General features: G+C 70.7%; 23 protein-coding genes and 3 pseudogenes. 15 read left to right on the forward strand and 11 right to left on the reverse strand.

Annotated features, from left to right (window positions below; all coding sequences use genetic code 11):
- Window positions 1-20 precede the first annotated feature (20 nt).
- From ACFC02_RS21235 to ACFC02_RS21250, 4 genes are all read right to left on the reverse strand, one after another.
- Window positions 21-959 (reverse strand): MerR family transcriptional regulator, encoded by a 939-nt coding sequence (locus ACFC02_RS21235; protein ID WP_376359345.1) that lies wholly within the window; start codon window positions 957-959, stop codon window positions 21-23.
- Window positions 960-1,172: 213 nt separating this feature from the next.
- Entirely contained in the window at window positions 1,173-1,970 is a 798-nt protein-coding gene (locus ACFC02_RS21240) for an ABC transporter permease (protein WP_376359349.1), read from the reverse strand.
- Between the two features lie 24 nt (window positions 1,971-1,994).
- Entirely contained in the window at window positions 1,995-2,894 is a 900-nt protein-coding gene (locus tag ACFC02_RS21245) for an ABC transporter ATP-binding protein (RefSeq protein WP_376359352.1), read from the reverse strand.
- An 11-nt stretch (window positions 2,895-2,905) separates the two neighbouring features.
- Window positions 2,906-3,931 (reverse strand): hypothetical protein, encoded by a 1,026-nt coding sequence (locus tag ACFC02_RS21250; RefSeq protein WP_376359355.1) that lies wholly within the window; start codon window positions 3,929-3,931, stop codon window positions 2,906-2,908.
- Between the two features lie 82 nt (window positions 3,932-4,013).
- Between ACFC02_RS21250 and ACFC02_RS21255 the strand changes: the two genes are divergently transcribed.
- The 3 genes from ACFC02_RS21255 (at window position 4,014) to ACFC02_RS21265 (ending at window position 5,431) form a co-directional block, all read left to right on the forward strand.
- A complete protein-coding gene (locus tag ACFC02_RS21255; protein WP_376359358.1) occupies window positions 4,014-4,325 on the forward strand; it encodes a PadR family transcriptional regulator in 312 nt (103 codons plus the stop codon).
- Complete coding sequence (locus tag ACFC02_RS21260) at window positions 4,322-5,086, forward strand: hypothetical protein (RefSeq protein ID WP_376359361.1); 765 nt, start codon at window positions 4,322-4,324, stop codon at window positions 5,084-5,086. The genes ACFC02_RS21255 and ACFC02_RS21260 overlap by 4 nt, the downstream gene beginning before the upstream one ends.
- 96 nt (window positions 5,087-5,182) lie before the next feature.
- The gene (locus ACFC02_RS21265) at window positions 5,183-5,431 is read left to right on the forward strand and encodes a hypothetical protein (RefSeq protein WP_376359364.1); all 249 of its coding nucleotides are present in this window, start codon (window positions 5,183-5,185) and stop codon (window positions 5,429-5,431) included.
- Between the two features lie 185 nt (window positions 5,432-5,616).
- On the opposite strand, the gene ACFC02_RS21270 is transcribed toward ACFC02_RS21265, so the two are convergent.
- The 3 genes and pseudogenes from ACFC02_RS21270 to ACFC02_RS21280 form a co-directional block, all read right to left on the reverse strand.
- A complete protein-coding gene (locus ACFC02_RS21270; RefSeq protein ID WP_376359367.1) occupies window positions 5,617-6,354 on the reverse strand; it encodes a dienelactone hydrolase family protein in 738 nt (245 codons plus the stop codon).
- A gap of 418 nt (window positions 6,355-6,772) precedes the next feature.
- A complete protein-coding gene (locus ACFC02_RS21275; protein WP_376359370.1) occupies window positions 6,773-6,955 on the reverse strand; it encodes a helix-turn-helix transcriptional regulator in 183 nt (60 codons plus the stop codon).
- A gap of 84 nt (window positions 6,956-7,039) precedes the next feature.
- A pseudogene (locus tag ACFC02_RS21280) lies at window positions 7,040-7,150 on the reverse strand (ABC transporter ATP-binding protein); the annotation flags it as partial.
- 10 nt (window positions 7,151-7,160) lie between these two features.
- On the opposite strand from ACFC02_RS21280, the pseudogene ACFC02_RS21285 reads away from it, so the two are divergent.
- The 4 genes and pseudogenes from ACFC02_RS21285 to ACFC02_RS21300 all read left to right on the forward strand — a co-directional run.
- Window positions 7,161-7,526: pseudogene (locus ACFC02_RS21285) on the forward strand (sensor histidine kinase); the annotation flags it as partial.
- A gap of 168 nt (window positions 7,527-7,694) precedes the next feature.
- On the forward strand, window positions 7,695-8,132 hold the full coding sequence (locus ACFC02_RS21290) for a hypothetical protein (RefSeq protein ID WP_376359433.1): 438 nt from the start codon (window positions 7,695-7,697) through the stop codon (window positions 8,130-8,132).
- Window positions 8,133-8,170: 38 nt separating this feature from the next.
- On the forward strand, window positions 8,171-9,271 hold the full coding sequence (locus ACFC02_RS21295; RefSeq protein ID WP_376359373.1) for a sensor histidine kinase: 1,101 nt from the start codon (window positions 8,171-8,173) through the stop codon (window positions 9,269-9,271).
- 46 nt (window positions 9,272-9,317) lie between these two features.
- A complete protein-coding gene (locus ACFC02_RS21300) occupies window positions 9,318-9,938 on the forward strand; it encodes a response regulator (protein ID WP_376359376.1) in 621 nt (206 codons plus the stop codon).
- Between the two features lie 287 nt (window positions 9,939-10,225).
- On the opposite strand, the gene ACFC02_RS21305 is transcribed toward ACFC02_RS21300, so the two are convergent.
- The 3 genes from ACFC02_RS21305 to ACFC02_RS21315 all read right to left on the reverse strand — a co-directional run bounded on the left by ACFC02_RS21305 (window position 10,226) and on the right by ACFC02_RS21315 (window position 12,958).
- A complete protein-coding gene (locus tag ACFC02_RS21305; RefSeq protein WP_376359379.1) occupies window positions 10,226-10,657 on the reverse strand; it encodes a DUF4267 domain-containing protein in 432 nt (143 codons plus the stop codon).
- A 483-nt stretch (window positions 10,658-11,140) separates the two neighbouring features.
- Entirely contained in the window at window positions 11,141-11,485 is a 345-nt protein-coding gene (locus tag ACFC02_RS21310) for an antibiotic biosynthesis monooxygenase family protein (RefSeq protein ID WP_376359383.1), read from the reverse strand.
- A 1,122-nt stretch (window positions 11,486-12,607) separates the two neighbouring features.
- Window positions 12,608-12,958 (reverse strand): hypothetical protein, encoded by a 351-nt coding sequence (locus tag ACFC02_RS21315; RefSeq protein WP_376359386.1) that lies wholly within the window; start codon window positions 12,956-12,958, stop codon window positions 12,608-12,610.
- Between the two features lie 229 nt (window positions 12,959-13,187).
- Here ACFC02_RS21315 and ACFC02_RS21320 point away from each other — a divergent pair.
- Window positions 13,188-14,348: pseudogene (locus ACFC02_RS21320) on the forward strand (protein-arginine deiminase family protein); the annotation flags it as partial.
- A gap of 49 nt (window positions 14,349-14,397) precedes the next feature.
- Window positions 14,398-15,168, forward strand: a complete 771-nt coding sequence (locus ACFC02_RS21325; protein WP_376359389.1) for a protein-arginine deiminase family protein — start codon at window positions 14,398-14,400, stop codon at window positions 15,166-15,168.
- A gap of 333 nt (window positions 15,169-15,501) precedes the next feature.
- Here the strand turns inward: ACFC02_RS21325 and ACFC02_RS21330 are convergent, their stop codons facing one another.
- Complete coding sequence (locus ACFC02_RS21330; protein ID WP_376359392.1) at window positions 15,502-16,221, reverse strand: TetR/AcrR family transcriptional regulator; 720 nt, start codon at window positions 16,219-16,221, stop codon at window positions 15,502-15,504.
- A gap of 163 nt (window positions 16,222-16,384) precedes the next feature.
- Here ACFC02_RS21330 and ACFC02_RS21335 point away from each other — a divergent pair, with 163 nt between their 5' ends.
- From ACFC02_RS21335 to ACFC02_RS21360, 6 genes are read left to right on the forward strand one after another with little or no spacing between them, the layout of a single operon-like run.
- Window positions 16,385-18,037: an amidohydrolase gene (locus tag ACFC02_RS21335; RefSeq protein WP_376359395.1), complete on the forward strand. Its 1,653-nt coding sequence runs from the start codon at window positions 16,385-16,387 to the stop codon at window positions 18,035-18,037.
- 53 nt (window positions 18,038-18,090) lie between these two features.
- The gene (locus ACFC02_RS21340) at window positions 18,091-19,731 is read left to right on the forward strand and encodes an ABC transporter substrate-binding protein (protein ID WP_376359398.1); all 1,641 of its coding nucleotides are present in this window, start codon (window positions 18,091-18,093) and stop codon (window positions 19,729-19,731) included.
- Window positions 19,731-20,678: an ABC transporter permease gene (locus tag ACFC02_RS21345; protein ID WP_376359401.1), complete on the forward strand. Its 948-nt coding sequence runs from the start codon at window positions 19,731-19,733 to the stop codon at window positions 20,676-20,678. The genes ACFC02_RS21340 and ACFC02_RS21345 overlap by 1 nt, the downstream gene beginning before the upstream one ends.
- Window positions 20,675-21,607 (forward strand): ABC transporter permease, encoded by a 933-nt coding sequence (locus tag ACFC02_RS21350; protein ID WP_376359404.1) that lies wholly within the window; start codon window positions 20,675-20,677, stop codon window positions 21,605-21,607. Before ACFC02_RS21345 ends, ACFC02_RS21350 begins: the two co-directional genes overlap by 4 nt.
- Entirely contained in the window at window positions 21,604-22,605 is a 1,002-nt protein-coding gene (locus tag ACFC02_RS21355) for an ABC transporter ATP-binding protein (RefSeq protein ID WP_376359407.1), read from the forward strand. The genes ACFC02_RS21350 and ACFC02_RS21355 overlap by 4 nt, the downstream gene beginning before the upstream one ends.
- Window positions 22,602-23,414: an ABC transporter ATP-binding protein gene (locus ACFC02_RS21360; protein WP_376359410.1), complete on the forward strand. Its 813-nt coding sequence runs from the start codon at window positions 22,602-22,604 to the stop codon at window positions 23,412-23,414. The genes ACFC02_RS21355 and ACFC02_RS21360 overlap by 4 nt, the downstream gene beginning before the upstream one ends.
- Window positions 23,415-23,565 lie beyond the last annotated feature (151 nt).

Raw genomic sequence — 23,565 nt, forward strand, 5'->3', positions numbered from 1 at the left:
GATCCTGTTCGTCGGTCGCGTCATCGGGCCGCTCGCGCCCGCAGGGCCTGGACGGACCAGTCGATCAGTGGCGCCAGGGGCTCGGGGGCCGGCCAGTCATTGATCACTGCGAGCAGGTGGAAGTACCGGTCCTTGCGTGGGCCGTTCGCGGACTCCAGCCGGTGCAACAGCCAGTCCTGCAGCTGAGCGTCGTCGGCGCGGCCGACGGCGAGCGCACACTCCGCGGTGAGCGTCGCGACCACAGGATCGGCCTGCGGTGAGTCGGGGCTGATTCCGGATTTCACGGCTGCTGCCACGCGTTCGCGGGTGACCGCGAAGACGTCCGGGCGGGGCGGCGTGACGACGCCGTCGGGCAGATCGGCCACGTGGTCTTCGACCAGGCTTCGCAGGGCGTCACGGAAGCCGGGATCCAGGGACAGCTCCGCCAGCTCCACCCATGCCTCCACCTGTTCCTGTGTGGGGCTGTCGGGCAGTTCAGGGGTCATGGATCGTCGTACGGCGGCTCCACCGGACATGACGTGCCCGTCGTCGAAGATCGCATCGAGGAATTCGCTGATCAGGCGCCGTCTCTCGGTCTTGGACAGCGTGGCCAGCCGGTGCATGCGCTCCATCTCCTCAAAGGTCGGCTCGCGTCTGGCCGCGGTGGTGAGCACGGCTTGTCGCAGACGCAGGACGCTGATCTGCACGTTCAGGGCGGCCGCGTGCTCGGCGGCGACTTGGCCGAGCGTGAGTTCCTGGTTCGTGACACGCCCGATCACGTCGAGGCCGAGGCCGAGTTCGCGCAGTGTCCGCACGAGGGCCAGGCGAACGACGGCGTCCGGGCCGTAGCGGCGGTATCCGGCGGGGGTGCGATCGGCCGGTGTCACGATGCCGCGGTCGGAATAGAACCGGATCTTCTTGACCGTCAGCCCTGTGCGCCGAGCCAGCTCACCGATCGAGTACTGGGTGCCGTCGTCCATGTCCCCACCTTCATGTCTCCCTCCGTGGGAGAGTCAAGTCCTTCCCCCGGAGGCACGATGGTGGTTCACCGTCGGTGGTGCTGTCGAGGACGGCGGGAACCATCCTCAGGCTGTAGCGGCAGGGCCGGCCCGGCAGTCTCCACCGCCTCGCCGACCGCGGCAGGCAGCGGCGAGACCCGTCGCGGAGCTCGGGCATCGCGGGCGGAGCGGGTGTCATGCCGCGGGGTCGCGTCGCAAGAGCACGAGCACGGCGGAGCACGTGGCCACGACGATCGTGGCGACCTGGACCACGATGCCGGTGCCGAGGTGGGCGGTCCCGGAGGGGTCGAACAGGTGGGTCCAGTCCTGCCAGTAGTGCACGGGCAGGACAACCTGCACGGTGTGCAGGGCATGCGCGCCGTTGAACAGGCTGGCAGCGATCACGAAGGCCACGGCGGTGCCGAGGGCTTCGACACCGCGGGGCAGCAGGAGTCCCAGGGCGAAGGCGATCGTTGCGATGCTCAGCATGCACAGCAGGCAGTAGCCGGTCGCCGACAGGACGCGGGTGGTCGTCTCGCCGCCGGTGAGATTCGGAGCGCCGACGATGTGGAACGGGTGCCAGCCGAAGACGGCGACGCCGGCGAGCAGGCCGGCCGCCAGAACGCACAGGGTCGCGATCGCGGTCACGACAACCAGAGTTCCGAGCTTCGCCGCCAGCAGGCGTGCTCGGCTCACCGGCGCGACGTACAGGTAGCGCAGGGTTCCCCACTCCCGGTCGGACGAGGCGATCGCGGCGGCCGGCAGAGCCACCATGATGGGCAGGAGCAGCGGTTCGACGAACGCCATGCTCGCCATGGCGTGGTTGAGCGCGGAGTAGGGGGAGGCGCCGAACAGGCCGGTCTGGCGGCCGTTGCGATGCCCGGCGTCCGAGGCGTACGAAAGGCCGGACAGTACGGGCACAGCGGCCAGACAGGCGAGTACGAGGAGCGTGCGGATCCGCAGGAGCTGGGTGGTCAGTTCAACGCGCAGCATGCTCGCCGGCTCCTTCGGTCATGGTCAGGAACGCTTCTTCCAGGGACTTGCTCTCCTGCCGCACGGACGTGACGCCGATGCCCTGCGTGACCAGCGCGCGGACCAGGTCGCGGGAGTGCACGCCGGGCGCGGTGACGACGATCGCGTCCCGCTGTGTCGTTGCCGTCGCGACGCCTGGCAGTGCGCGGCCCCCTTCTCCGTGTCGTCCACCTGGAGTCGGTAGGTGCCGGCGGCGCCGAGCAGTTCGTCCATCGGTCCTGCGGCGATCAGCCGGCCGTGGTTCATCACGACGACGTGGGTCGCCAACTGCTGCACCTCGGCGAGCTGGTGGCTGGAGACGAGTACGGCGGCCCCTCCTCGGGCCACTTCCCCCAGGTACTCGCGCAGGGCCCGGACCTCACCGGGGTCCAGTCCGTTGGCGGGCTCGTCCAGGATCAGCACATCCGGTCTCCGCATCAGGGCCTGGGCCAGCATCAGCCGCTGCTTCATCCCCATCGAATAGCCCTTGACCTTGCGCTCGAGCGCCTCGCCGAGACCGGCGAGGTCCAGGGCGTCGTCCAGAGCGGGGGGCGGCCATGTCTGTCGTGTCGCCGACCACAGGAGCCGCAGGTTGGCCCGGCCGGTGAGGTGTGGCACGAACGCCGGGCCGTCGATGAGAACGCCGACTGCGCGCAGCACGTCCGCGCCCGGACCGACCGGCTCGCCCAGGATGCGGGCGGTGCCGGTGTCCGGGGACGAGAGGCCGACCAGCATGCGCATCGCGGAGGTCTTGCCCGCCCCGTTCGGGCCCAGCAGCGCGCAGATCTGACCGGCTTCCACGGTGAAGCTGAGCTTGCTGACGGCCTGCCTGCGTCCGTACCGTTTGGACAGCTCGAGGGCACGGATCGTCGGGTTTGCCTGTTCATGGGATGTGGACGGTCGCATCGTCACGCCTTTCACCGGTGCGTGCCTGGGCGTCGGAGGTGGGCGGCGGCCGCGCCGAAGCGGCGGCGCGGGCCGGAGGAGCCATGCGGGAAACAGGCGAGCAGGAGAGCGGCTGTGACCAGGGACGTGGCCAGACCCGCGCCGAGTGTGAGGACAGCCAGGGCCGGCACGGACGTCAGCGATCCCGTCCCGAACAGCGGCCACAGTGCGTCACGGAACGCCGTGGCCACACTGACCGCGACGCATCCGGCGACGGCCGCTGCCTCGGCGATACGGCGGGGCCGGGTGCGCGGCGGGCGGGCGATGAATCCCGCGACCGCGTTGCTGATCACGCAGAAAGCGAGATTTGAGGTCGCTGCGACGATCAGAAACCAGGCTATGAGCAGCGGATCCGTCCAGCGTTCGCCGATGGCCTGCGCGCCGGTGACGGCTGCCGCGGCCAGCGAGCTCAGCGTGAGGAACACCGTCATCGCGCGACGGCGCACCCAGACCACCTCGTCCGGGCCGAACCGGCGCCGCAGTACGGGAATTTGCCGGCAGAGGAAGACGGCGTCGCCGAGCCAGTCGTTCCGCGGGCCGCCCGCCGAAGGACGCCGGCGTCGACATCGCCGGAGCGAGACGGCTGCCACGAAGGTGAGTACGGAGTTGACCACCAGCCCGCCGATCAGGACCGAGGCCCATGTCCCCGAGGATGAGGCAGGCGTCCTGATGAAGACCGCGGCCCACTCGGACACCACCGTGAGCCCGACCAGCGTGACCATCGCCCCCGCCGCACGCACCGTCTGCCGCACCCGGTCCGAACCCCCCGGCGCCCGCCACGCGAGCAGCCGCAACGCGATCACCAAGGCGAGCATCGGCACCGCGAACTGAGCCAAGGACACCACCACGTCGTACGGGTCGTCCTGCCACGGGCTGGCCGCCCTGACCGTGTTGTCCTGGGTCGCGAGCACCGTCAACGCCTCGAACACACCGGCAGCGCCGAGGCTCGTCCAGACCACCGCCGAGTAGGCCCGGCCGTTCTCCTTCACGTATTCCATGGCTCGCTATAGTACGCACTTCGTACTACGTGACAAGTAGTATCGCGGCTCGTATCATGGGGAACCGGAGGCAAGGAGACCCATGCACAGCAACGACGCCCAGATGCTCGTGCTCACCGTCCTCGCGGACGGCCCGCTGCACGGATACGCCATCAACACCGCGATCGAAGAACTCACCGGCCGCAAACTCGGCCCCGGCAGCCTCTACGGAGCACTGTCCCGGCTGGAGGCGCGCGAGCTGATCCAGCCTGCGGACCAGGCGGCGGAAGCCCAAGAACGCCACCGCACCATGCAGATCACCGAAGCGGGCCGCGACCAACTGCGCACCGAGCTCCAGCAGATGGCCCGCATCTCCGCCGCCGGCCTGCGCGCACTCGGGATCACCCCGGCATGAACGCGGCCACGCTCCTGACCCGGCTCTACCCGCCGCCCGTGCGCGACCGCTGGGGCGACGACATCAGCCACGAGGTGTCCGCATCGGGCATCCGCTCCTGGCCCGACACCCTCGCGGGCGCCGCGCGGCTGTGGCTGCACCCCGGCGACTGGCCCGAGACGTTCGCCGGCCAGACCCGCCGCGTGCTGACCGTCGCCCTGTTCGCGCTCACCGCGGCCACCGGGCTGCTGCTGCGCTCGGCCGAGCCCTCCACCACCCTCACGGCCGACATCCGTCACCCCGCGACAAGCCTGTGGCTGGTCCCGCTCCTGCTGGGCATCGTCCTCGCCGCACCGCTTCCACCGCTGAGCGGCGCAGCGCTGCGCAACCTGGCGGCCGACGCGCTCCGCACCCTGGCAGCCCCGACCGCAGCGGTCGTCGCCCTGTGCCTGACGGCCTGGAGCGGCATCGCCGAACACCTCACCGGCTTCGCCGGCACCGCCGCGGTGACCTACTACTGGCTCACGCTCGGATTCGTCGCACTGCGCCTGTGTGTTCTCGTCGCCCGTATCTCCAGGACCGCGACCCTCCCCACCACGCGCCGGCTGTCCACGGCTCTTCTGCACATCGGGACAGCACTGGCCCTCGCCGCGAGCCAGAACCTCCTCGCCGCCGTCCGGACCGCTCTTCGCCCGGGCTCCCTCACCGAGACTCTGGCGCTGGGCTTCCTGGCCGCCACGGCCATCAGCGTCGGCCACGATCTACGGCAGCAGAGGGCGTAGGCCCCAGCCACTGGAGTGCGACCAGCGCTCCGCGAACGCCGAGTGCCAAGTGCCGGTACCGCTGAACCGCTCCCGACCCTTGCCCCAGTATTTGCCGTGGCCGTCGCGCCCCCGAGAGCCCTGGTCGTCGTGCCGACCTGCCACGAGCGGGACGACCTGCCCGTCCTGACCGGCCTGCTCGCGGACCTGCCGGTGCCGACCCGCCGCCCCGGAAGTCACCCCTCCCGGGAGTACCGGACCGCCTTCCTCACGCCGGCTTCCACCTCGGTGCGCGAGTGCCCCGCCTCGGCATGCCCGGTGACTGCGGTCAGCGGGCGGCCCGTTGCGGCTGAGCGGATTTCATGACCTCAAGTGAGCTGCCGCACCGTCCTGCGACCCCAACTGCTGAATCCGGCATTTACTACGGCCGTTGCGAACGCGTCTGCGCGATCGAGCGTCCGCCCAAATACTCTTCTGCTGTGCGGCCTTGAGGGGAGGGGACGGTCGGTGTCCGACGCCGACCAGGCCCGGCGCCAGCGTGCTCACCTGGGTCATGCCCCCAGAACCTCCGTCACGGGCAGGCACTCGGCGAGCAGGTCGACGACGTCGCGCCAGGCTCGCCGCGCGTGCCGTGGGTGGTAGCCGACGCCGGGGCGCACGGTGTGGTCGACCGTCGGGTGGTGGAAGGCGTGCAAGGCGCCGCCGTAGACCGTGAGGCGCCAGTCGACGCCCGCGGCCTGCATCTCGGCTGTGAACGCGTCCCGTTGCGAGGGCGGCATGATCGGGTCTTCGGACCCGACCCCGGCCCACACCGGGCAGCGGATGCGCGCCGCCTCGCCCGGTCGGCCCGTGGTCAGTGCGTTGACTGTCCCGATCGCGCGCAGGCTGACGCCGTCGCGCCCGAGTTCCAGCCCGATGGCGCCCCCGGTGCCGTAACCGACGGCGGCGATCCGGTCGGGGTCGGTCCGCGGTTCGGTGCGCAACACGTCGAGTGCCGCATGGCCGATGCCCCGCATCCGGTCGGGGTCGGCGAGCAGCGGCATGCAACGGGCCAGCATCTCCTCGGGGTCACCCAAATAGCGCCCGCCGTGAAGGTCGAAGGCCAGCGCTACGTATCCCAGCTCGGCGAGGGCATCGGCCCGGCGGCGCTCGACGTCGCTGAGTCCCGTGCCCTCTGGTCCGAGCAGTACCGCGGGCTGGCGGTCGACTCCGGCCGGGAGCGCGAGGTGGCCGATCATCGTCAGACCGTCGGCCGGGTACTCGACCGTGCGCGTTGTAATCGCCGTCATGAGACTGGACTGTAGCGATCGTCGAGCCCGGTCCTGCTGCTGTTCTGCCGCTGGCAGAACAGCGCGCGCGTCCCTCTGAAATGCGGGGGCCGAGCCATCAGGGCTTCAAGATCATCTCGTTGCCCCTCTGGCGCGTACCCCGGTCACACCCCAACCCGTCGGCTACTCCGCCGGCGGGCGCCACGTCCCCCTCCGGTTCCCCGCGATTCCGCCCCGGGAATCCGCGAACCCGTCGGCCTGCCCGCCCACCGGCTACTTCTGCGTCACCGGGAACGGCTGGACGATGGACGGCGCCTGGGCGAACGCGGACTACGAACTCGCCCATTGCCACGGAACGGCTCGACGCTTCGCCCGGTGTTCGTGGTCCCGGGCGTGCCGAGGCGTCGTCGTGGCGAGCGGAGCTGCGGCGACGGCTCGCTCACAGGTGCAGGATGGTCGCCACCAGTTCCCGGCGGCTGCGGACACCGGTCTTCGCGAAGACGCTCTTCAGGTGGTCCTGCACGGTGGCTGCGGTGATCCGGAGTTCCATGGCGATGGCCCGCGAGGGCAGGCCGGCGACGACCCGCGCCAGGACGTCCCGCGGCGAGCACCACGCAGGCACTCAGGGCCGCCGCGAGCGTCGCCCACGGGAGCTCGATGGACGTCCACACCGAGAGCAGGCTCAACGCGCCCCACATGCCCACCCCAGGGCCATGTTCTGCTCGGCGGTCAGCGAGGGCAGCAGGTTGAAGGCCTGGAAGACAAAGCCGATGCGCTCGCGGCGCAACAGGGTCAGCTTGGTCTCGCTTATCGTGGTCACGGACGAGGCGTTCGCGGAGCTGCGCGAGCTCATCCACGGCATCCACCTCAAGGTCCTCACGGACTACGGCCTTCAAGCCGCGGTCGCTGACGCCGCCGACCGCTGCGTGGTCGCCGTCGACGTCGACCACGAACTGCCGGGCCGGCCCACCCAGGCGGTCGAATCCGCTGCGTACTTCGTGGTCTGCGAGGCGCTGGCCAACGTCGCCAGACACAGCGGTGCCGACCGCGCGCGGGTGAGCGGCGGTCATCGCGACGGACGCCTCCACCTCGAAGTGCGGGACGACGGCTGTGGCGGCGCGGACGGAACGCCGCGAGGGCAGGCCTGCGCTGGTGCAGCACTGTCCGCAGGAACCGGCCGAGGGGCACTGCTTCGTCGAAGTGCGCGTGCTCGGGCAGTTCCTCCAGTGGTACCGGTGCGCCGACCGGCGCCCGGCCCGCTGTGTCGGGAGCGGCCGTTCGCGAGCCCTGACAAATGTCATGGGAGGGTCGTGGGTCAGCTCACTGCCGTGGGAGGGGCTCGCGGGCCGACCCTCGGAGGTATGACCTCACCTGCAGCAGTACCCGAGCCGGCATCCGCATCCGACCCGGCGCCGACCGGAGGGGCCCTGCGCCCGGTCAGGCGCCTCGTCGGCGGTTACCTCGCCCTCAGCGTCGCGACCCTCGTCGCCGTCTTCCTGCTCCGCGACCACGCCGACGTCGTCGACGACGCGGTGTGGACCCGCACCGTCATCGTCGCCGGCAGTGCGGCCCTCACCTGCACCTTCGCCGTCGGCGCCGCGCGCGGCTCGCGCCGCGCCTTCCTTCGGCTGCGCATCGTCACGGCCGTGATGACGGCGGCCGTCGCCGTCATCGTGGCGCTGCCCGGCCTCTTCCCCGTCTGGCTCCGCATCGAGCAGAGCGTCTGCGGACTGCTCCTGCTCGCCGTCGTCCGCCTGGTCAACGGCCGTGAGATGCGTGCCCTGTTCCGGTCCCGATGAGCGCACCGCGGCTCAGGAGCGGTGTTACCGTGCCCGCCATGCAGATGCCAGGAACCCGGGCGGTGGGCAGTGATCCGCAGCGCTGGTCACGGGGGTGGCGGCGGACGCTGCTCGCCGCCGGCATGCTGGCCTACCCCGCCGTCACCGCGGTCGGGGTCACCCAGTACAGCACGGGTGGTGCCCGGATCGCCGGGTTCGCCCTCGTGGCCGCGTTCTGCGTCTGCTACGTCCTGGGGACGCTCGCCGCGAGCCGCGGAGCGCCGCGCCACCCGGTCCTGCCGTTCACCGTGCTGACCGTGCTGTTCGTCGCCACGCTACCGTTCGCCCACGAGTACGCGTTCTTCCTGTGCACGGTGATCGTCGCCTTCGCCGCGCTGCGCCGCCGCCGATACGCCGCCCTCCTGATCGGCACCGGGGCGGTGGCCGCCGTCGTCGTTCCCTGGGCAGTGCGGCCCTGGCACAGCGGCCCCGGCTGGCTGGAGGCAGTCGCCCTCGTCTTCACCGCGCTGACCGTGTCCGCGTTCGGCGAGATCGCCCAGTCGAACCAGGCGCTCGTCGAGGCCCGCGCCGAGGTCGCCCGGCTCGCCCAGCAGACAGAGCGAGACCGGATCGCCCGGGACCTGCACGACCTCCTCGGCCACTCCCTCACGGTCATCACCGTCAAGAGCGGCCTCGCCCGCAAGCTCGCCGTCGCCGGGTCGGAGCGCGCCGTCGACGAGATCACCGAGGTCGAGCAGTTGTCCCGGCAGACCCTCGCCGACGTACGGGCCGCCGTCTCCGGGTACCGCGAGGTGACCCTCGCCGGTGAACTCGCCCGCGGGCGCGAGCCGTTGCGCGCCGCAGGCGTGGAGGCACGGCTGCCGCTGACGACGGACCCCGTCGGGGCCGAACGGCAGGAGCTGTTCGGGTGGGTCGTGCGGGAGGGGCTGACGAACGTGGTGCGGCACGCGCGGGCGACACGGTGCGAGGTGACCTTGACCGCGTCGGCCGTGGAGATCCGGGACGACGGCGCGGGCGGCGGCACCGGGGGAGCGGGGAACGGACTCGTGGGGCTGCGGGAGCGGGTGGCGGAGGCCGGCGGCGTCCTGGAAGCCGGGCCGGTCGCACCGCGCGGCTGGCGGCTACGGGTGGCGCTGTGAGGGGCGGACGCCGGGCGCCGGGAACGAGACAGGGAGAGACGACGCGATGACGACCCACCGCACCATCCGGCTGCTGCTCGCCGACGACCAGGACCTGATCCGCAGCGCGCTGTCCGCCCTGCTCGACCTGGAGGACGACTTCGAGGTCGTCGCCTCCGTCGACCGCGGCGACAAGGTCGTCGGCGCCGCGCTCGCCCATGACCCGGACGTCGCCCTGCTCGACATCGAGATGCCCGGACTCGACGGGCTCGCCGCCGCGGCCCAGCTCGCCGCACGGGTGCCGCGGTGCCGCGTCGTCGTCCTCACCACCTTCGGCAGGGCCGGCTATCTACGGCGCGCCATGACCGCCGGTGCCGTCGGCTTCGTGGTGAAGGACGCCCCGCCCGAGGCGCTCGCCGACGCCGTCCGCCGCGTGATGCGCGGAGAGCGCGTCGTCGACCCGGAGCTCGCGGCCGCCACCCTCGCCGCGGGCGAGTCACCGCTGACCCCACGCGAACGGGACGTCCTGCTGGCCGCCCGGGCGAGCGGTTCCGTGGCCGACATCGCCGGCGCCCTCCACCTCTCCGGGGGCACGGTCCGCAACTATCTGTCGTCCGCCATCGCGAAGACCGGCACGCGCAACCGGATGGAGGCGGTGCGGGTGGCCGACGAACGCGGCTGGCTGTAACCGCTGTAACCCCGGAAACCCACGACCGGGACTCGGCCCTGTCCGCGCCCGCCATCTCGAATGCGCAGCAGGACATGTCCGGGTCGCCTGTGGCCGCAGGTGATCCGGTCCACCGACGACGGCTGCCCGAAGCGCCGGAGAACCGGTGGAGTCGGCGGAGCATGTGTCCGCTTCAGGCCGGTGACCCGGCACCGCCGGTCCCAGGACCAGGCGATCTCGCCATGGCGGGCGATGAAGCGTCCGGTGCGGGGACCGGACCCCTCGGTGGCGAGGGGGACGTGACGGGCCTACCGGTAGGCGGGCTGCGGGACGGGCGTTGCCGAAACCGCCGCGACCTTGCGGGTCTCGCGCATGAGCAGCAGGCCGTTGACCACCATCAGTGTCGCGGTCAGGCCGTGGACACCGAGCGCGGTGGCCACGGAGCCGTGGTGGACCAGCACGGTGGCCATGTCGCCGTACGCGGCAAGAGCCTCCACCAGCAGCGCCCAGCCCAGCGCCCGACGACGGCCCGTCACCAGCAGGACGCCCAGGACCAGAGCTAGGACGACGTCGCGGATTCCCTTGATGATCAGGAAGCCGTCCCCGTCGCCGGCCGGCCAGCTCGGCAGGCCGAAGCCCGGCGCCGTCGTCTCGGGGCTCAGGATGAACTCCCCTCCGAACCAGAGGATGAAGAGGATGAAGGCGCCGGCCAGGACGGTGTTGATCTTCTTCAGCGACATGGTTCTTCTCCGTAAGTTGTCAGGCGGCCCGGGAGGGCCGGGTGTGGACATGGACGGCGGCCGCATGCCCGGATGCCGGGATTCCGGTGGCTCGTTGCCGCCCGGGGAGTGGGACTTGTGCGTCGCCTGGGCGGCGTCGGCCCGCGGGGTCAGGCGAGGGGGCGACCAGCTGGGCGAAGGCCGCGATGATGAGGGCGGCACGGACGTAGGGGAGCCGGCCCAGCGGTTCATCTGCTGCTTCCCATCGGCGGGCCGATTGCCAGGGTCGACGCCTTGCTCCGGTTGTCGATCGGGGCGAGCAGCGGGGGGATCCCCCTGACCACGCTGAGGATCAGCGACGCGCCCGCAGTGAGGGCGAGGCCGGGACGAGCCGGCCGCTGAAGCGCCCGCGGCATCGGCGGCCCGGCTCGGTGCACGGTGGATGACTGCCCGGATGAGGGTGGGGGTTTTTCCGGTTGCCCGCTACTGGCTACAGCTGCCGTCTCATACGTCGATCTGCTCGAAGATGTGCGGGTACGACACGATGTCGTCGGGGAACTCGGCCGCCATACGCTGGAACTCCGGGCTGCCGAACGCCGTGGCGAGGGCCTCGGTCGACTCCCAGACCGCGACGTTCATCAGGAGTCGGCTGTCCGCCGTTCCCTTGTGCATCTGCAGGGAGACGAAGCCCGGCTGAGCCTTCATGAAATCCGCCTGCCTCCGGAAGAGGAGCAGGAATTCTTCGGTCCTCGCCTTCGGGACGAAGAAGGTGTTGGCCAGGACGATGGGCCCGGTCTCCGCCATGAACTGCGCCGGCGTGTTCGCGTCCAGGCTCTGCAGCTTGGCCATCTTGGGTACTTCCTCTCACTGTCGGTTGCCCCACGGCACCGAGGCCGGACACCGGCGTACTCGATCCGGCGACGCTGACGACGCTCGCCTGTCCGTAGGGGTACTGCCATCTGGGTACCGGTCCATCGTCCCGGTGTGAGCGGGCCGTGAAGTCAGCCGCAGTTCCCGTTCCGATGGCCGCCTTCGGTCGGACCGCGCGCAACCGTGTCAGTCCTGCGGATGACACCGGACCCTGAGGACGCGGGCTCGCGGCCGACAGGTCCCGACGCCGCCCACGCCCCCTGACCGCCGGGCCCGTCCGGGTATTCAGGCGTCCAGGGTCGGAAGATGAACGAGTGCGCTCTCGTGCATGATGCGCTCGACCGTGGTGTCCAGCGGGCTGTCGGCCCCGATCACCGTGTTCCTGCTCGGCTTCCCGCTGCCGCGCGAAGGCGATCTTGTCGTCGGTCCGCTGCAGCCCCATGGCGTGCCACACCGGAGCAGCCGCCCCCGGTCCGGTCGCGAGCCTTCCCCGCCACCGGTCAGTGCAGGTCATGGCCCGTCGAAGAACAAGCTCATGCGGCTGTCCCGCGGTGTGCTGCCTCGTCCGGGTCGCCGTTCGGCCTTGTCAGACCGTGGTCCACCGCCGGCTGACGGCTGCGCTCCGTCTCGTCCAGCTCCCAGTGATGCTGGCATTCCTCACATCGAGGGCCGGCCTCGCCCGGCTCGAACACCTCGCCGTTCGGGCAGTCCGTGCCGTCGCCGCGGCCCACACACGCTTCCCTGTCTTCCCCCCATGCGTCGACCGTGACGTGCCTCCCCAAGGCGCGGGAGAGGGCCTCGGGGGCGCACAGGCGCTCACCCCTGGCACGAAGCCTCAGCGCACGACAACAACAACGCGGGATCCTGGCCGAGTCCGCCGACGGCCACACGGACCGCACCGGGACACGCATGCGCGAACTCATCTACCCCGACCTGCGCATCCTCGATGACTTCGCCACGCGCCGGCTGTCCACGCCCCAGACCGACGACCGCTACGAACCCGTCGGCAGTCGGGTGCCGAGCGACGGGTATCCGTTCCTTGCAGGCACAGCGGCCGATGACCGACTCGTGGCAGGCACGGTCAACCCGCCCGGCCGGGGTTCACAGCCACCGTCTGGCCGCTTCGACGCTGTCGCCGCCGCTGGTGTTGAACGCGACCGCGGCCTTGGGTGCATACCGTCGGACCAGGTTCACGACCTGCTCGAACAGCGGCAGGAGAGGTTCCGGCTTGCGAATCCCGCCACCGATGACCACGACGTCCCACTCGCGTTCGGACAGTGCCGCGATCACCGTGGGCTCCGCCGACTCGTCCAGCGCGATCAGTGTCATGGAGGCATCGACGGCATGGGCACCAAAGCGTGCCAGCTCCTGGTCGAGGGCCGCGCGGATGGCGCCCCCGTCCATACCAGGCACGGTGTTCGGATCGACTCCAAGAACGAGAACGGAGGGCATGTCCGGGAAGACGATCAGCTGCCTGCACTGGTTCCCCGACACGCAAACCGCCGCCAGAGCGACAGCACCGCCAGGAGGACGGCATGGTCCCGCACCGGAGGGGCGCTTCGAGCGGCGACCGTTGAGCGAGTACGGCCGACCGTGTCCCGTCCGCCCGCCGCCCAGCCCCTGACCTCTCGCTGACAGCAGCCTGACAGGAATCGCAAACCGCTCTGTGAGCATGCGTGCCATGAGACACCACACCCGCGGCATCCTTGTGACCGGTGCCGTGAGCGCCGGCCTCCTCGCTTCGGTCCTTCCCGCCGCGGCCGTCGGCACACCGCTCGCCGGCCTCCGGGCGGAGCAGCGCGCAGAAGCCGGCCCGGACCTGCTTTTCCTCCCCAACATCGACGACGACGCAGGCGCGTGCCGGGCCCGAGCCCACGCCCTGGTCGAGCAGGCAGTGGAGCGCGAGGCCGCCAACGACGACGCGCTGTACGAGAAGCAAGCAGAACTGGAGAAGGAGCCCGATCGGGACAAGGCCGAGGCGGAGTGGGCGCAGTCGGTCCGCGACCACCGCTGGGACCAGAACAAGACCGACCGCGACCTCGCCGCCTGCAACGATGCCGCCGACGACATCGTCAACGGCAGAGACGACGAGGCTGACATCGCCCGGTTCCGCACGCGTTCCTGGGCCGGTGCCCCTGCTTCCGCGAGCGGACGGATCACGATTCCGGCCGAAGATGCCCATCGGATACGGCTCTTCGTGCACCGGCCCGGCGGCTCGGCACCGCTCGGCTGGGAGGCGGTCGGCCCGCAGACCCGTCTGACGGCGCAGGAGCTGCGGCGCGGCGTGGAACTCGGCGTCGAAGGCCTCGACGTGATCAGGGACCCCGCGGACTGGGACGGTCGCACCACCGTCACGCTCACCGTCACCGCGGACGGCGCCAGCGCGTCGGCACACCTGAGGCTGCGTCAGGCCCCGGTGCTCACCCAGCTCAACACCGCCCCGGTTCAGAAGGTGCTGCGGGCTGCGACCGCCGAAGGCGACACCTACGCCGAGGCCTTCGTCAGGGAGCTGGATGCCGCACTGCCCGACGGCGGGGTGACGTCTGACTCGCGCGCCCTCGACACCAAGGGCGACGTCTGGGCCCAGGACATCTTCGAGCCGGGCTACACCGCGATCCCCGGTCCGGACGGTCGCCCGCACGGTATGCGGGTCCTCATCACCTCGGTCAACGACGACCGGCGCGTCGCCGCCCGCACCGCCTTCACGGAGTTGGCCGGACACGACGTGGCCGCCGTCCACATCTCCCACGTCCCCGACGTGGACGAGAAGAGCAGTTACGACTCGATGGGCAACCTGGAAACAGTGCCGCCGAGCCCCGGCAACCCGCACGGCCGCGTCGTGATCGGCGGGAACGGGCTGGCTCCGGGGGGAGAGCGGTCCCGCTCCCGAGATGCTGTCCTTCCTGCGCGCCCAGGGAATGCAGGACCCGATTTCCCTGGACACCTCATGGCTGACCATCGGTCACGTCGACGAGTTCGTGCAGTTCCTTCCGGTACCCGGCAGCAGGCTCGGCTGGCGGGCCGTGGTCGCGGATCCGCGTGCCGGTCTCGCCCTCCTGCGCGATGTCCGGAAGAAGGGCCATGGCGGCGAACTCCTGCACGGTGGCCTGCCCAAGCTGGAGTGGCCGTACGACGGACGCATCGACCAGCGCACCATCGACGGCTTTCTTGCCGACACCCAGTTCACCGGCACCAACGAGCGGGCGGCCGAACGGATCGACACCAACATCGCCGTGCTGAGGGCGAAGGCCGGTTTGACCGATGCCGAAATCATCCGCGTCCCGGCCCTCTTCACGGCTCGTTCTCTCGACTACGCCATGCTCGAGGCAGAGATCCGCGGCATGGAGGACGGGCCGGCCAAGGACGTCAAGCAGAAGCAGCTCAAGGCGATGCGGGACAGTGTCGCCGAGATTCCCGGCACCGCCAACGGGCTCGTGCTCAACGGCGGCCGCTATGTCGCCCCCAAGCCGTACGGCCCGATCGTGGACGGCAAGGACGTCTTCGCCGAGGCGATCACCGCTGCCTTCCGCAGCACCGGCTATCGGGTGAGCTACGTGGACGACCTCATCGATGTACACGTCAGCGAGGGTGAGATCCACTGCGCCACCAACACCCTCCGGGACGTCTTCGGCCCCGGGGCCCGCTGGTGGCGCGACCGCTGAACCGTCCTGGAGGGGGCCGGCTCCGCCGGTCGGCCAACAGCCGCACCCCGACCACGCCGTGCTGCTCTGTCGAGTCGGCGAGCCCGAGCTTGACTCTCCCACGGATCCCGGATGGTCGAGAAGTCAGCTACCGAGGCCTCGCCAGGACTTCGACCGGGGGATGCCGTACTGGTCCAGGAGCGTCCGGAACGCGGTCGGCGGTCGTGGTCATGGACTTTCCTCCGCCGGTGACAGGCCGCCGAGGCGTTGCGGTCACACCATCGACGAGGTCGGCAAGCCGTTCCACCGACTCGGCTTCCGCGGTGTCGTCCGCAGCGCTCCCGGCGTGCTCGCTCACCCGGTGCGCTGCGCACGCTCGATCTTCAGCGCGATCCCGTCCAGGAACGTCTCCAGTACCAGCCGGAAGACCTCTTCGTCGTTGCGGAACAGCTCGGTCAGCCGAGGCGAACTCTGGTGCAGCAGAGGAAACCGGTCGGCCGGCAGCAACCCGTACTTGACGGCCCAGGCGGCGTCGTCCTTGGCCTGGGCCTCCGGGTCCAGGGTGAGGAACGCCGCCGAGGACTGGACGAAGGCCAAGGTCAGGTCGAGCAGCGTCCGGTAGCACTCGGCGGCCTCGATCACCGGCAGTCCGGCGCGGTGGAGGACGTCGATTATCTCCTCGACGCTCTTGGTCTCGGCGGGACTGGCGGTGGTGCGTGTCGCACAGAGGACGGCCAGCGCGGGCCGGGCGAGGTGGACGGTGCGGATGGCGTGTGCGGTGGCGCTCAGCCAGTTGCGCCAATGCCGGTGATCCGGTGCCGAACGTGCGGCAAGTGCCAGCGACTCCTCGATCAGGAGGTCGGTCAACGCCAGTACCAGCTCGTCCTTGTCGCGGAAGTGCCGGTAGACGGCTGTAGGGTCCGCGCCTAGTTCCCTGCCGAGCCGGCTGAACGTCAACAGCCCGCCGCCTTCGGGCGAGCACAGCCGCATGGCCGCCTTCAGGATCGCTTCGCGGCTGAGTACCGCTCGCCGCTTGGATTTGGGGCCGGCTGCCGTGGTGCCCTGCTCCGCCACTGCGGTTCCTTCCGTTCCAGGCCGGGGCCATGCCTCCAGATGAGTGGATCCGATCGTAACCGCTGCACCTTGTCAACGTCATTGACAGTGCCCGTGTCATCGGCTGTGATGTTCGCTCATCCGGCCGATACAAGTTCCTTTCGAGCTCTCGCACGGAGGTTCAGTGCCCCGCGATCACCACTTCGCCGACCTCGTCTTCAGCGGCGGACCCGTCTACACGGTCGACCCGGCCCGCTCCTGGGCCGATGCGGTCGCCGTCCGCGACGGGCGCATCGTCGTCGTCGGCAGCGACCATGACGTCGCCCACCTCATCGGCGCCGGCACCGAGGTCGTCGACCTCGCCGGAAAGCTGCTGCTTCCCGGCTTCCAGGACGCCCACGTACACCCCGTCCTGGCCGGAACGACCATGCGCACCTGCGACCTGCACGATCTCGAGGACGCCCAGGACTACATCGACACCGTCGCCGCCTACGCCGCCGCCAACCCGGACCGCGAGTGGATCACCGGCGGCGGCTGGAGCATGGAGGCGTTTCCCGGCGGCACTCCGCACCGCGCGCTGCTCGACGCCGTGGTCACCGACCGTCCCGTCGCCCTGCCCAACCGCGACGGCCACGGCGTGTGGGCCAACACCCGCGCCCTGGACATCGCCGGGATCACCCATGCCAGCTCCGACCCGCCCGACGGCCGGATCGAACGCGACGCCGACGGCACGCCCACCGGGATGCTTCAGGAAGGCGCTGCCGAACTGGTGACGCGGCACATCCCGGCCGTCTCCGCAAAGGACTTCTACGAGGGACTCCTCACAGGCCAGCGCCACCTGCACAGCTTCGGCATCACTGGCTGGCAGGACGCCGCGGTCGGCCCGGGCTTCGGGCCCGGCGACGTCTACGGCGCCTATCTCGCCGCTGCCACGCAGGGCACTCTCACCGCCAGGGTGCGTGCCGCCCAGTGGTGGGACCGGGAAAGCGGGATGGAGCAGCTTCCGCGGTTCCTCGCCCGGCGTGAGGAGGCACAGACGGGGCGCTTGAGCGCGGGCAGCGTCAAGATGATGCTCGACGGCGTGGCCGAGAACCACACCGCCGCCATGCTGGAGCCCTACCTCGACGGCTGCGGCTGCTCCAGCGGCACGTCCGGCCTGGACTTCATCGACCCCGAAGAACTCGGTGGGTACGTCAGCTCGCTCGACGCGGAAGGCTTCCAGGTCCACTTCCACGCCCTCGGTGACCGCGCGGTGCGGAGCGCTCTCGACGCAGTCGGGGAAGCCCTGCGCCGCAACGGCCCGCGCGGCAACCGTCACCACCTGGCGCACCTGCAACTCGTCCACCCCGATGACATTCCGCGCTTCCGCGAGCTTGGGGCCACCGCCAACATCCAGCCGCTGTGGGCGATGCACGAACCACAGATGGACGACCTCACCATTCCGTTCCTCGGTGAGCCGCGGGCCGGCCGGCAGTACCCCTTCGGCTCGCTCGTCCGCTCCGGCGCGATGCTCGCCGCCGGCAGCGACTGGTCCGTGAGCACCCCCGACGTGATGCTCGGCGTCCACGTCGCCGTCAACCGCCGCGGCCCCGGCGCGGACGACCGTGTCCTCGCCCCGGCGGAGCGCCTCGACCTCGGCAGCGCCCTTGCCGCCTACACGGCCGGCACCGCACGGGTGAACCACCTCGACACCGACACCGGCTCGGTGGAGACCGGGAAGTACGCCGACCTGGTGGTACTCGACCGCAATCCCTTCGCCGGGCCGGCCGACGCCATCGGCGAGACGCGGGTGCTGCGCACCTACGTCGAGGGCGCGCTCGTCCACGCCGCCCGATAGCCCGGGCCGGCAGCCGTCTGGACGCGCCGTTCCCGTCGAAGAGAGGCACGATCGTGCACAGAACACTCCTGCGTGCCGCGCCCCTTCTCGTGGCGCTCGCCCTGCTCACCGGCGCCTGTGGCTCCGGCACCGGAGCCGGGGTCACGAGCAACTTCAGCACAGCGCGGGTCTCCACCCCACCCGGCAAGGGTCCGTTGGACAAGTTGACCTGGTACGGCGACTACCGTGCCCCGTACTCCGAGGACCCGCTCAAGACCGCCGACTTTCCCGAGGAAACCGTCCTCGGCAACGTCTGCCGGCCGTTGCTGCGCACCGGCCCCGACTACAGCCTCAACCCCGGCATCGCCAAGAGCTGGTCGCAGCCGGACTCCCGGCACCTGGTCCTCGACCTCGACCCGCGTGCCACGTTCAGCGACGGGCATCCGGTCACCGCCACGGATGTCGTGTACAGCCTGCTGCGCAACAAGGACCCCGACGAGGCCAGCAACTACGCCGACTCCTACGCCGACGTCACCTCCGTCAAGGCGACCGGCGCCCGCCAGGTGACCATCAGCTTCAGCAAGCCCGACTACGTGTTCGTACGCAGCCTCGGCATCCTGGCCGGGGCCGTCGTCGAGAAGGAGTTCGCGGTCAAAGCGGGCCAGAACTTCGGCAACGCCGACACCGGGGTGGTCTGTTCCGGTCCGTACACCATCGCCTCCTTCGACGGCACGAACACCATGGTGCTCAAGCGCGACCCCGCCTACTGGGACCGCGCCCACGCAGGCAAGGCCGCCACCCTCACCTTCAGATTCCTCGCCGACCCCTCGGCGATCGCCAACGCGCTGACATCCGGCAGCCTCGACGGCGCCTTCGACCTCCCTCCGTCCACCATCACCCGGCTGAGCAGGACCACCAACGGAAAGCTCTACGTCGGCGCGACGGGCTCCACCACCCAGAACATCGACCTGATCGTCTCCCGGTTCACCGGTCCCCTCTCCGACGTCCGGGTACGGCAGGCGCTGTCCATGGCCATCGACCGGGACGGCATCGCGCGAACCCTCTTCAACGGCGCGGCCGACCCGCTCCACGCCGTCGCCGGTCCGGGCATGTGGCAGACCAGCCCCGCCAGGTCCGTCTACTCGGCCGCCTACCAGAAGCTGGTGCGGCGCCCCGACACCGGCGCGGCCACCGAACTGGTCGAGAAAGCCGGGGCCACCGGCAGACAGATCGACATCGGCTACGCCGCCGACAGCCCCGCCCAGGCCCAGATCGCCCAGGTCCTCCAGCAGGCCGGCAACTCGATCGGCCTCAAGACGAAGATCACCGGTCTGCCCGACCAGCAGTACGGCAACCTCTTCATCACACCCAAGGCCCGCGCCCCCTACGACTCCTTCCTCACCATCAACTACCTGGAATACCCCGAGGCCGCGAACATGTACGCAAGCTACGCGACCAAGAGCGGCGCGCAGAACTTCAACGGCTACACCGATCCCACCGTCGAGGCCGACCTCTCCAAGGCCCAGGGCACACGGGACCAGCGGATACGCGCCCAATACGTGACCCGGGCCCAGGCGGTCATCGCCCGGGACCTGCCCTGGATACCCATCGTGGCGCCCCGCGCCCTGCTGTTCCAGAACCAGGCAGTCACCGGAGCCCTCCTGACCTTCTCCTACATGGACAACGCCTGGGCCGCCTCGGTGGGTGCGCCCTGATGGGCCGGCTGTTGCTGAACCGCCTCGGCGGACTGGCCACCACGCTCCTGCTGTCGAGTGTCGTGATCTTCGGAAGCCTCTACCTCGCGCCCGGCAGCCCCGAGGACGTCCTGTTCGGCAGCCGCGCGCCGTCCGCCGCCGCCCGCGCTTCGGTCGCCCACCAACTCCACCTCGACCGGCCGCTGCCGGTCCGCTACTGGGACTGGCTGACCGGCGTGCTCCACGGTGACCTCGGCCATTCCATGGTGACCGGTCAGGCCGTCTCCGGCCGCGTCGGGCACGGACTCGGTGTCACCCTCATGCTCGTCGCCCTCACCATGGGCGTGGTCGTGGTGTTCGGCCTCGGTCTCGGCGCCGCCGCCGCACTGCGGCGGGGCCCGGTGGACAGCGCCGCCAACGCCCTGACCTCGCTCTCCGTCACGGTCCCCCCGTTCGTCACCTCCGCCTTGCTGATCTCGGCCTTCGCCGTCCGTCTGGGCTGGTTCCCCGCCTCCGGTCTCGGCACCGGCACCGGCGGCGAGGTCCGGGGCCTGGTCCTGCCGGCCGGCGCGCTGGCGCTCACCAACTGCGGCTTCCTCGCCCGGATCACCCGCAACGCGCTGCGCGAACAACTGGCGAAGGAACACGTCCAGACCGCTCTCGTGCGCGGCCTGCCTCGCTGGGCGGTCCTACGAGACCACGTGTTCCGCAACGCCCTGCCCCCGATCGTCACCGCCGTCGCGCTGCTCACCTCCGGAACGTTCGCCGCCACCTTGATCGTAGAGACCGCCTTCGCCGTTCCCGGCATGGGACAGCTCACCATCAGCTCCGTGGCCCAGAAGGACTTCCCGGTGGTACAGGCCGTCTCACTCCTCCTGGTCGCGGCCTTCGTCATCTGCAACGCCCTCAGCGACCTCGTCCAAGCCCTGATCGACCCGAGACTGCGCAGCACCGGAAGGACCACATGACCGCCGCACTCACCTGGCCCCCCGACACCGCCCCCGCACGGCCGCCACGCACACGCCTGACCCGGCTACGGACGCTGCTCGGACCGGCCGGCACCGCCGCCGCGGTCTTCCTCGCCATCGTGCTGCTCATCGCGATCGCCGCCCCGCTGCTCGCCCCCCACGACCCCGACGCCCAGTCCGTGCTCGACCCCTACGCCGCGCCCTCCACCACCCACCTGCTCGGCACCGACGGCCTGGGCCGGGACATCACATCCCGGCTGATGTACGGGTCACGCACCAGCCTGATCGGCCCCGTCCTGGTCGTGGCCGTCGCCCTGCTCGCCGGCATCCCCCTCGCCCTCGCCGCCGCCTGGTCCGGCGGGATGGTCGCCGCCGTCATCGCCCGCCTCTTCGACCTCGTCTACGCAACTCCCGGCCTGCTGCTGGCGGTCATCGCAGTGGCCCTGTTCGGTCCCGGCCTGGCCCCGGCCGCCGCTGCCCTGTCGATCGCCTACGTCCCCTTCCTGGCCCGCATAGTGCTGGCCGCCGCCAGACAGCAACGGGTCAGCCCCTACGTCGACGCGCTCACCGTCCAGGGCTTCGGCGTGCTGCGGATCACGCTGCGCCACATCCTGCGCAACATCACCCCGGTGGTGCTCGGGCAGACCGCCATCGCGTTCGGCTACGCACTGCTCGACCTCGCCTCCCTGTCCTACCTGGGCCTTGCCGTCCAGGCTCCCACCCCCGACTGGGGCGTCATGGTCAGCGACAGCAACGCCCTGATGGGCGGCTACTGGCTGCCGATCCTCGCGCCCGGGGTGCTCATCGTGCTCTGCGTGCTCTCGCTCACCGTCCTCGGCTCCCGTATCAACGGCGAGCGCCCCCAGCCCTACCTGCGCCGCCGCGCACAGCCCAGGATGCGCAAAGCCCTCACCGGAGCGCTCTCATGACCGCCACACCGCTACTGGAACTCAGTGACGTCACCGTGCGCCTCGCCGGCGACGACCCAGGGGCCGACGCGCACAAGACCGTGCTCGACGACATCAACCTCACCCTCGCCCCCGGTGAAGCGCTCGGCCTGGTCGGCGAGTCCGGATCGGGCAAGTCCATGACCGTGCGCGCCGTCACCCGGCTGCTGCCGCCGGGCTCGCGACTCGACGGCACCATCAGCTTCGACGGCGAGGAGGTCGGCGCGATGGACGCCGGCGCGCTGCGCCGCTACCGCGACAACGGCGTCGGTGTCGTCTTCCAGGACCCTCGCGCGCACATCAGCCCCACCCGTCGCATCAGCGCCTTCCTCACCGAAGCCCTGATCCGCAACCGCGGCGTCCGTCGTAAGGAAGCCGAGGCCCGGGCCGCCGTCGTACTGGCCGAGGTCGGCATCGACGACCCGGTACGGCGGCTGCGGCAGCACCCGCACGAGATCTCCGGCGGCATGCTGCAACGCGTCATGATCGCATCAGTGCTGCTCGCCGAACCCCGGCTCATCCTCGCGGACGAACCCACAACCGCCCTGGATGTCACCATCCAGGCCGAGGTCGTCGGCATCCTCGACCGACTCCGCCGCGAACGCGGCCTCGGCATGGTCTTCATCACCCACGATCTGGACCTGGCCCTCGCGGTCTGCGGCCGGGTCGCCGTGATGTACGCCGGCCAGATCATCGAACTCCGCGGAGCAACCGAACTGCACACCCGCGCTGCCCACCCGTACACCCTGGGGCTCCTCGGCTCGCGCCCCTCCATCGAGCAACGGGCCGAGCGTCTCGACGCCATCCGAGGACGCCCGGTGTCGGCCTTCGAGGCCGGGAACGGCTGTGCCTTCGCGCAGCGTTGCGCCCACGTCCAGCCGGCGTGCCACGCGGTGCGGCCGCGACTGGAACCCTTCCACGGCGGCCTGGTCCGTTGCCACCGGGTCACCGAGATCAACGCCCGGGAGACGAAGTCATGAGCGCTGCCGCGGTATCGGTCACCGGCCTCAGCAAGACCTTCCGCGTTCCGGACGGCATGAGCGGCCGCACCCACCACACAGCGGTCGACCAGGTCACATTCGCCATCGAGCCAGGAGGCTCACTGGGTATCGTGGGCGAATCCGGATCGGGCAAGACGACCATCGCCCGCATACTCGTCGGCCTGGAACGCGCCAGCGCCGGCAGCATCACCGTCCTCGGCCGCGACCGCACGGCCCCGGCCCGGCGCTCGGCGGAACGCGACCGCAGAGCGCGAGAAATGCAAATCGTCTTCCAGGACCCCTACACCTCGCTCGACCCCAGCCAGAGCGCCCGAGCGGCGGTCGACGAGGTACTGCGCCACCACACCGAGCTGACCACCGCCGGGCGGGCAGCTCGGCGCGCCGAACTGATGGACCAGGTCGGCCTGACCGACCGTCAGGCCACTGCCCGCCCCCGCGAACTCTCCGGCGGCCAGCGCCAACGCGTCGCCATCGCCCGAGCCCTCGCCGCTGAACCGCGCGTCCTGATCCTGGACGAGGCCGTCTCCGCCCTGGACGTGTCCATCCAGGCTCAGATCCTCAACCTGCTCGCGGACATCCGCTCAGCGACGGGCATCGCCTACCTTCTGATCTCCCACGACCTCGCGGTGGTACGGCAGTTGTGCGACACCGTGCTGGTGCTGCGCCACGGAAGGGTGGTCGAACACGGTGACTGCGCACAGGTCCTGGACACCCCGGCCGAGGAGTACACGAAGGCGCTGCGCGCCGCTGTCCCGGTGGCGGGCTGGCGCCCTGGACCTTCCACCTGACCGCCGGCGCTGCCAGTGACGTGTACGAGGTCCTGCGCCGGGCCGCGCCGCAGCTCACCTGCCGCAGACCGATCTGCCGGGACAACCGCTGGTGGAGCGTGTTCGGCAAAAGGCGCGGCAGGTGTCGGTCGACTCCACCGTCGTCCGGGCC

It is taken from the genome of Streptomyces sp. NPDC056160 (assembly GCF_042268205.1).
In the GTDB taxonomy this organism is placed as follows: Bacteria; Actinomycetota; Actinomycetes; order Streptomycetales; family Streptomycetaceae; genus Streptomyces.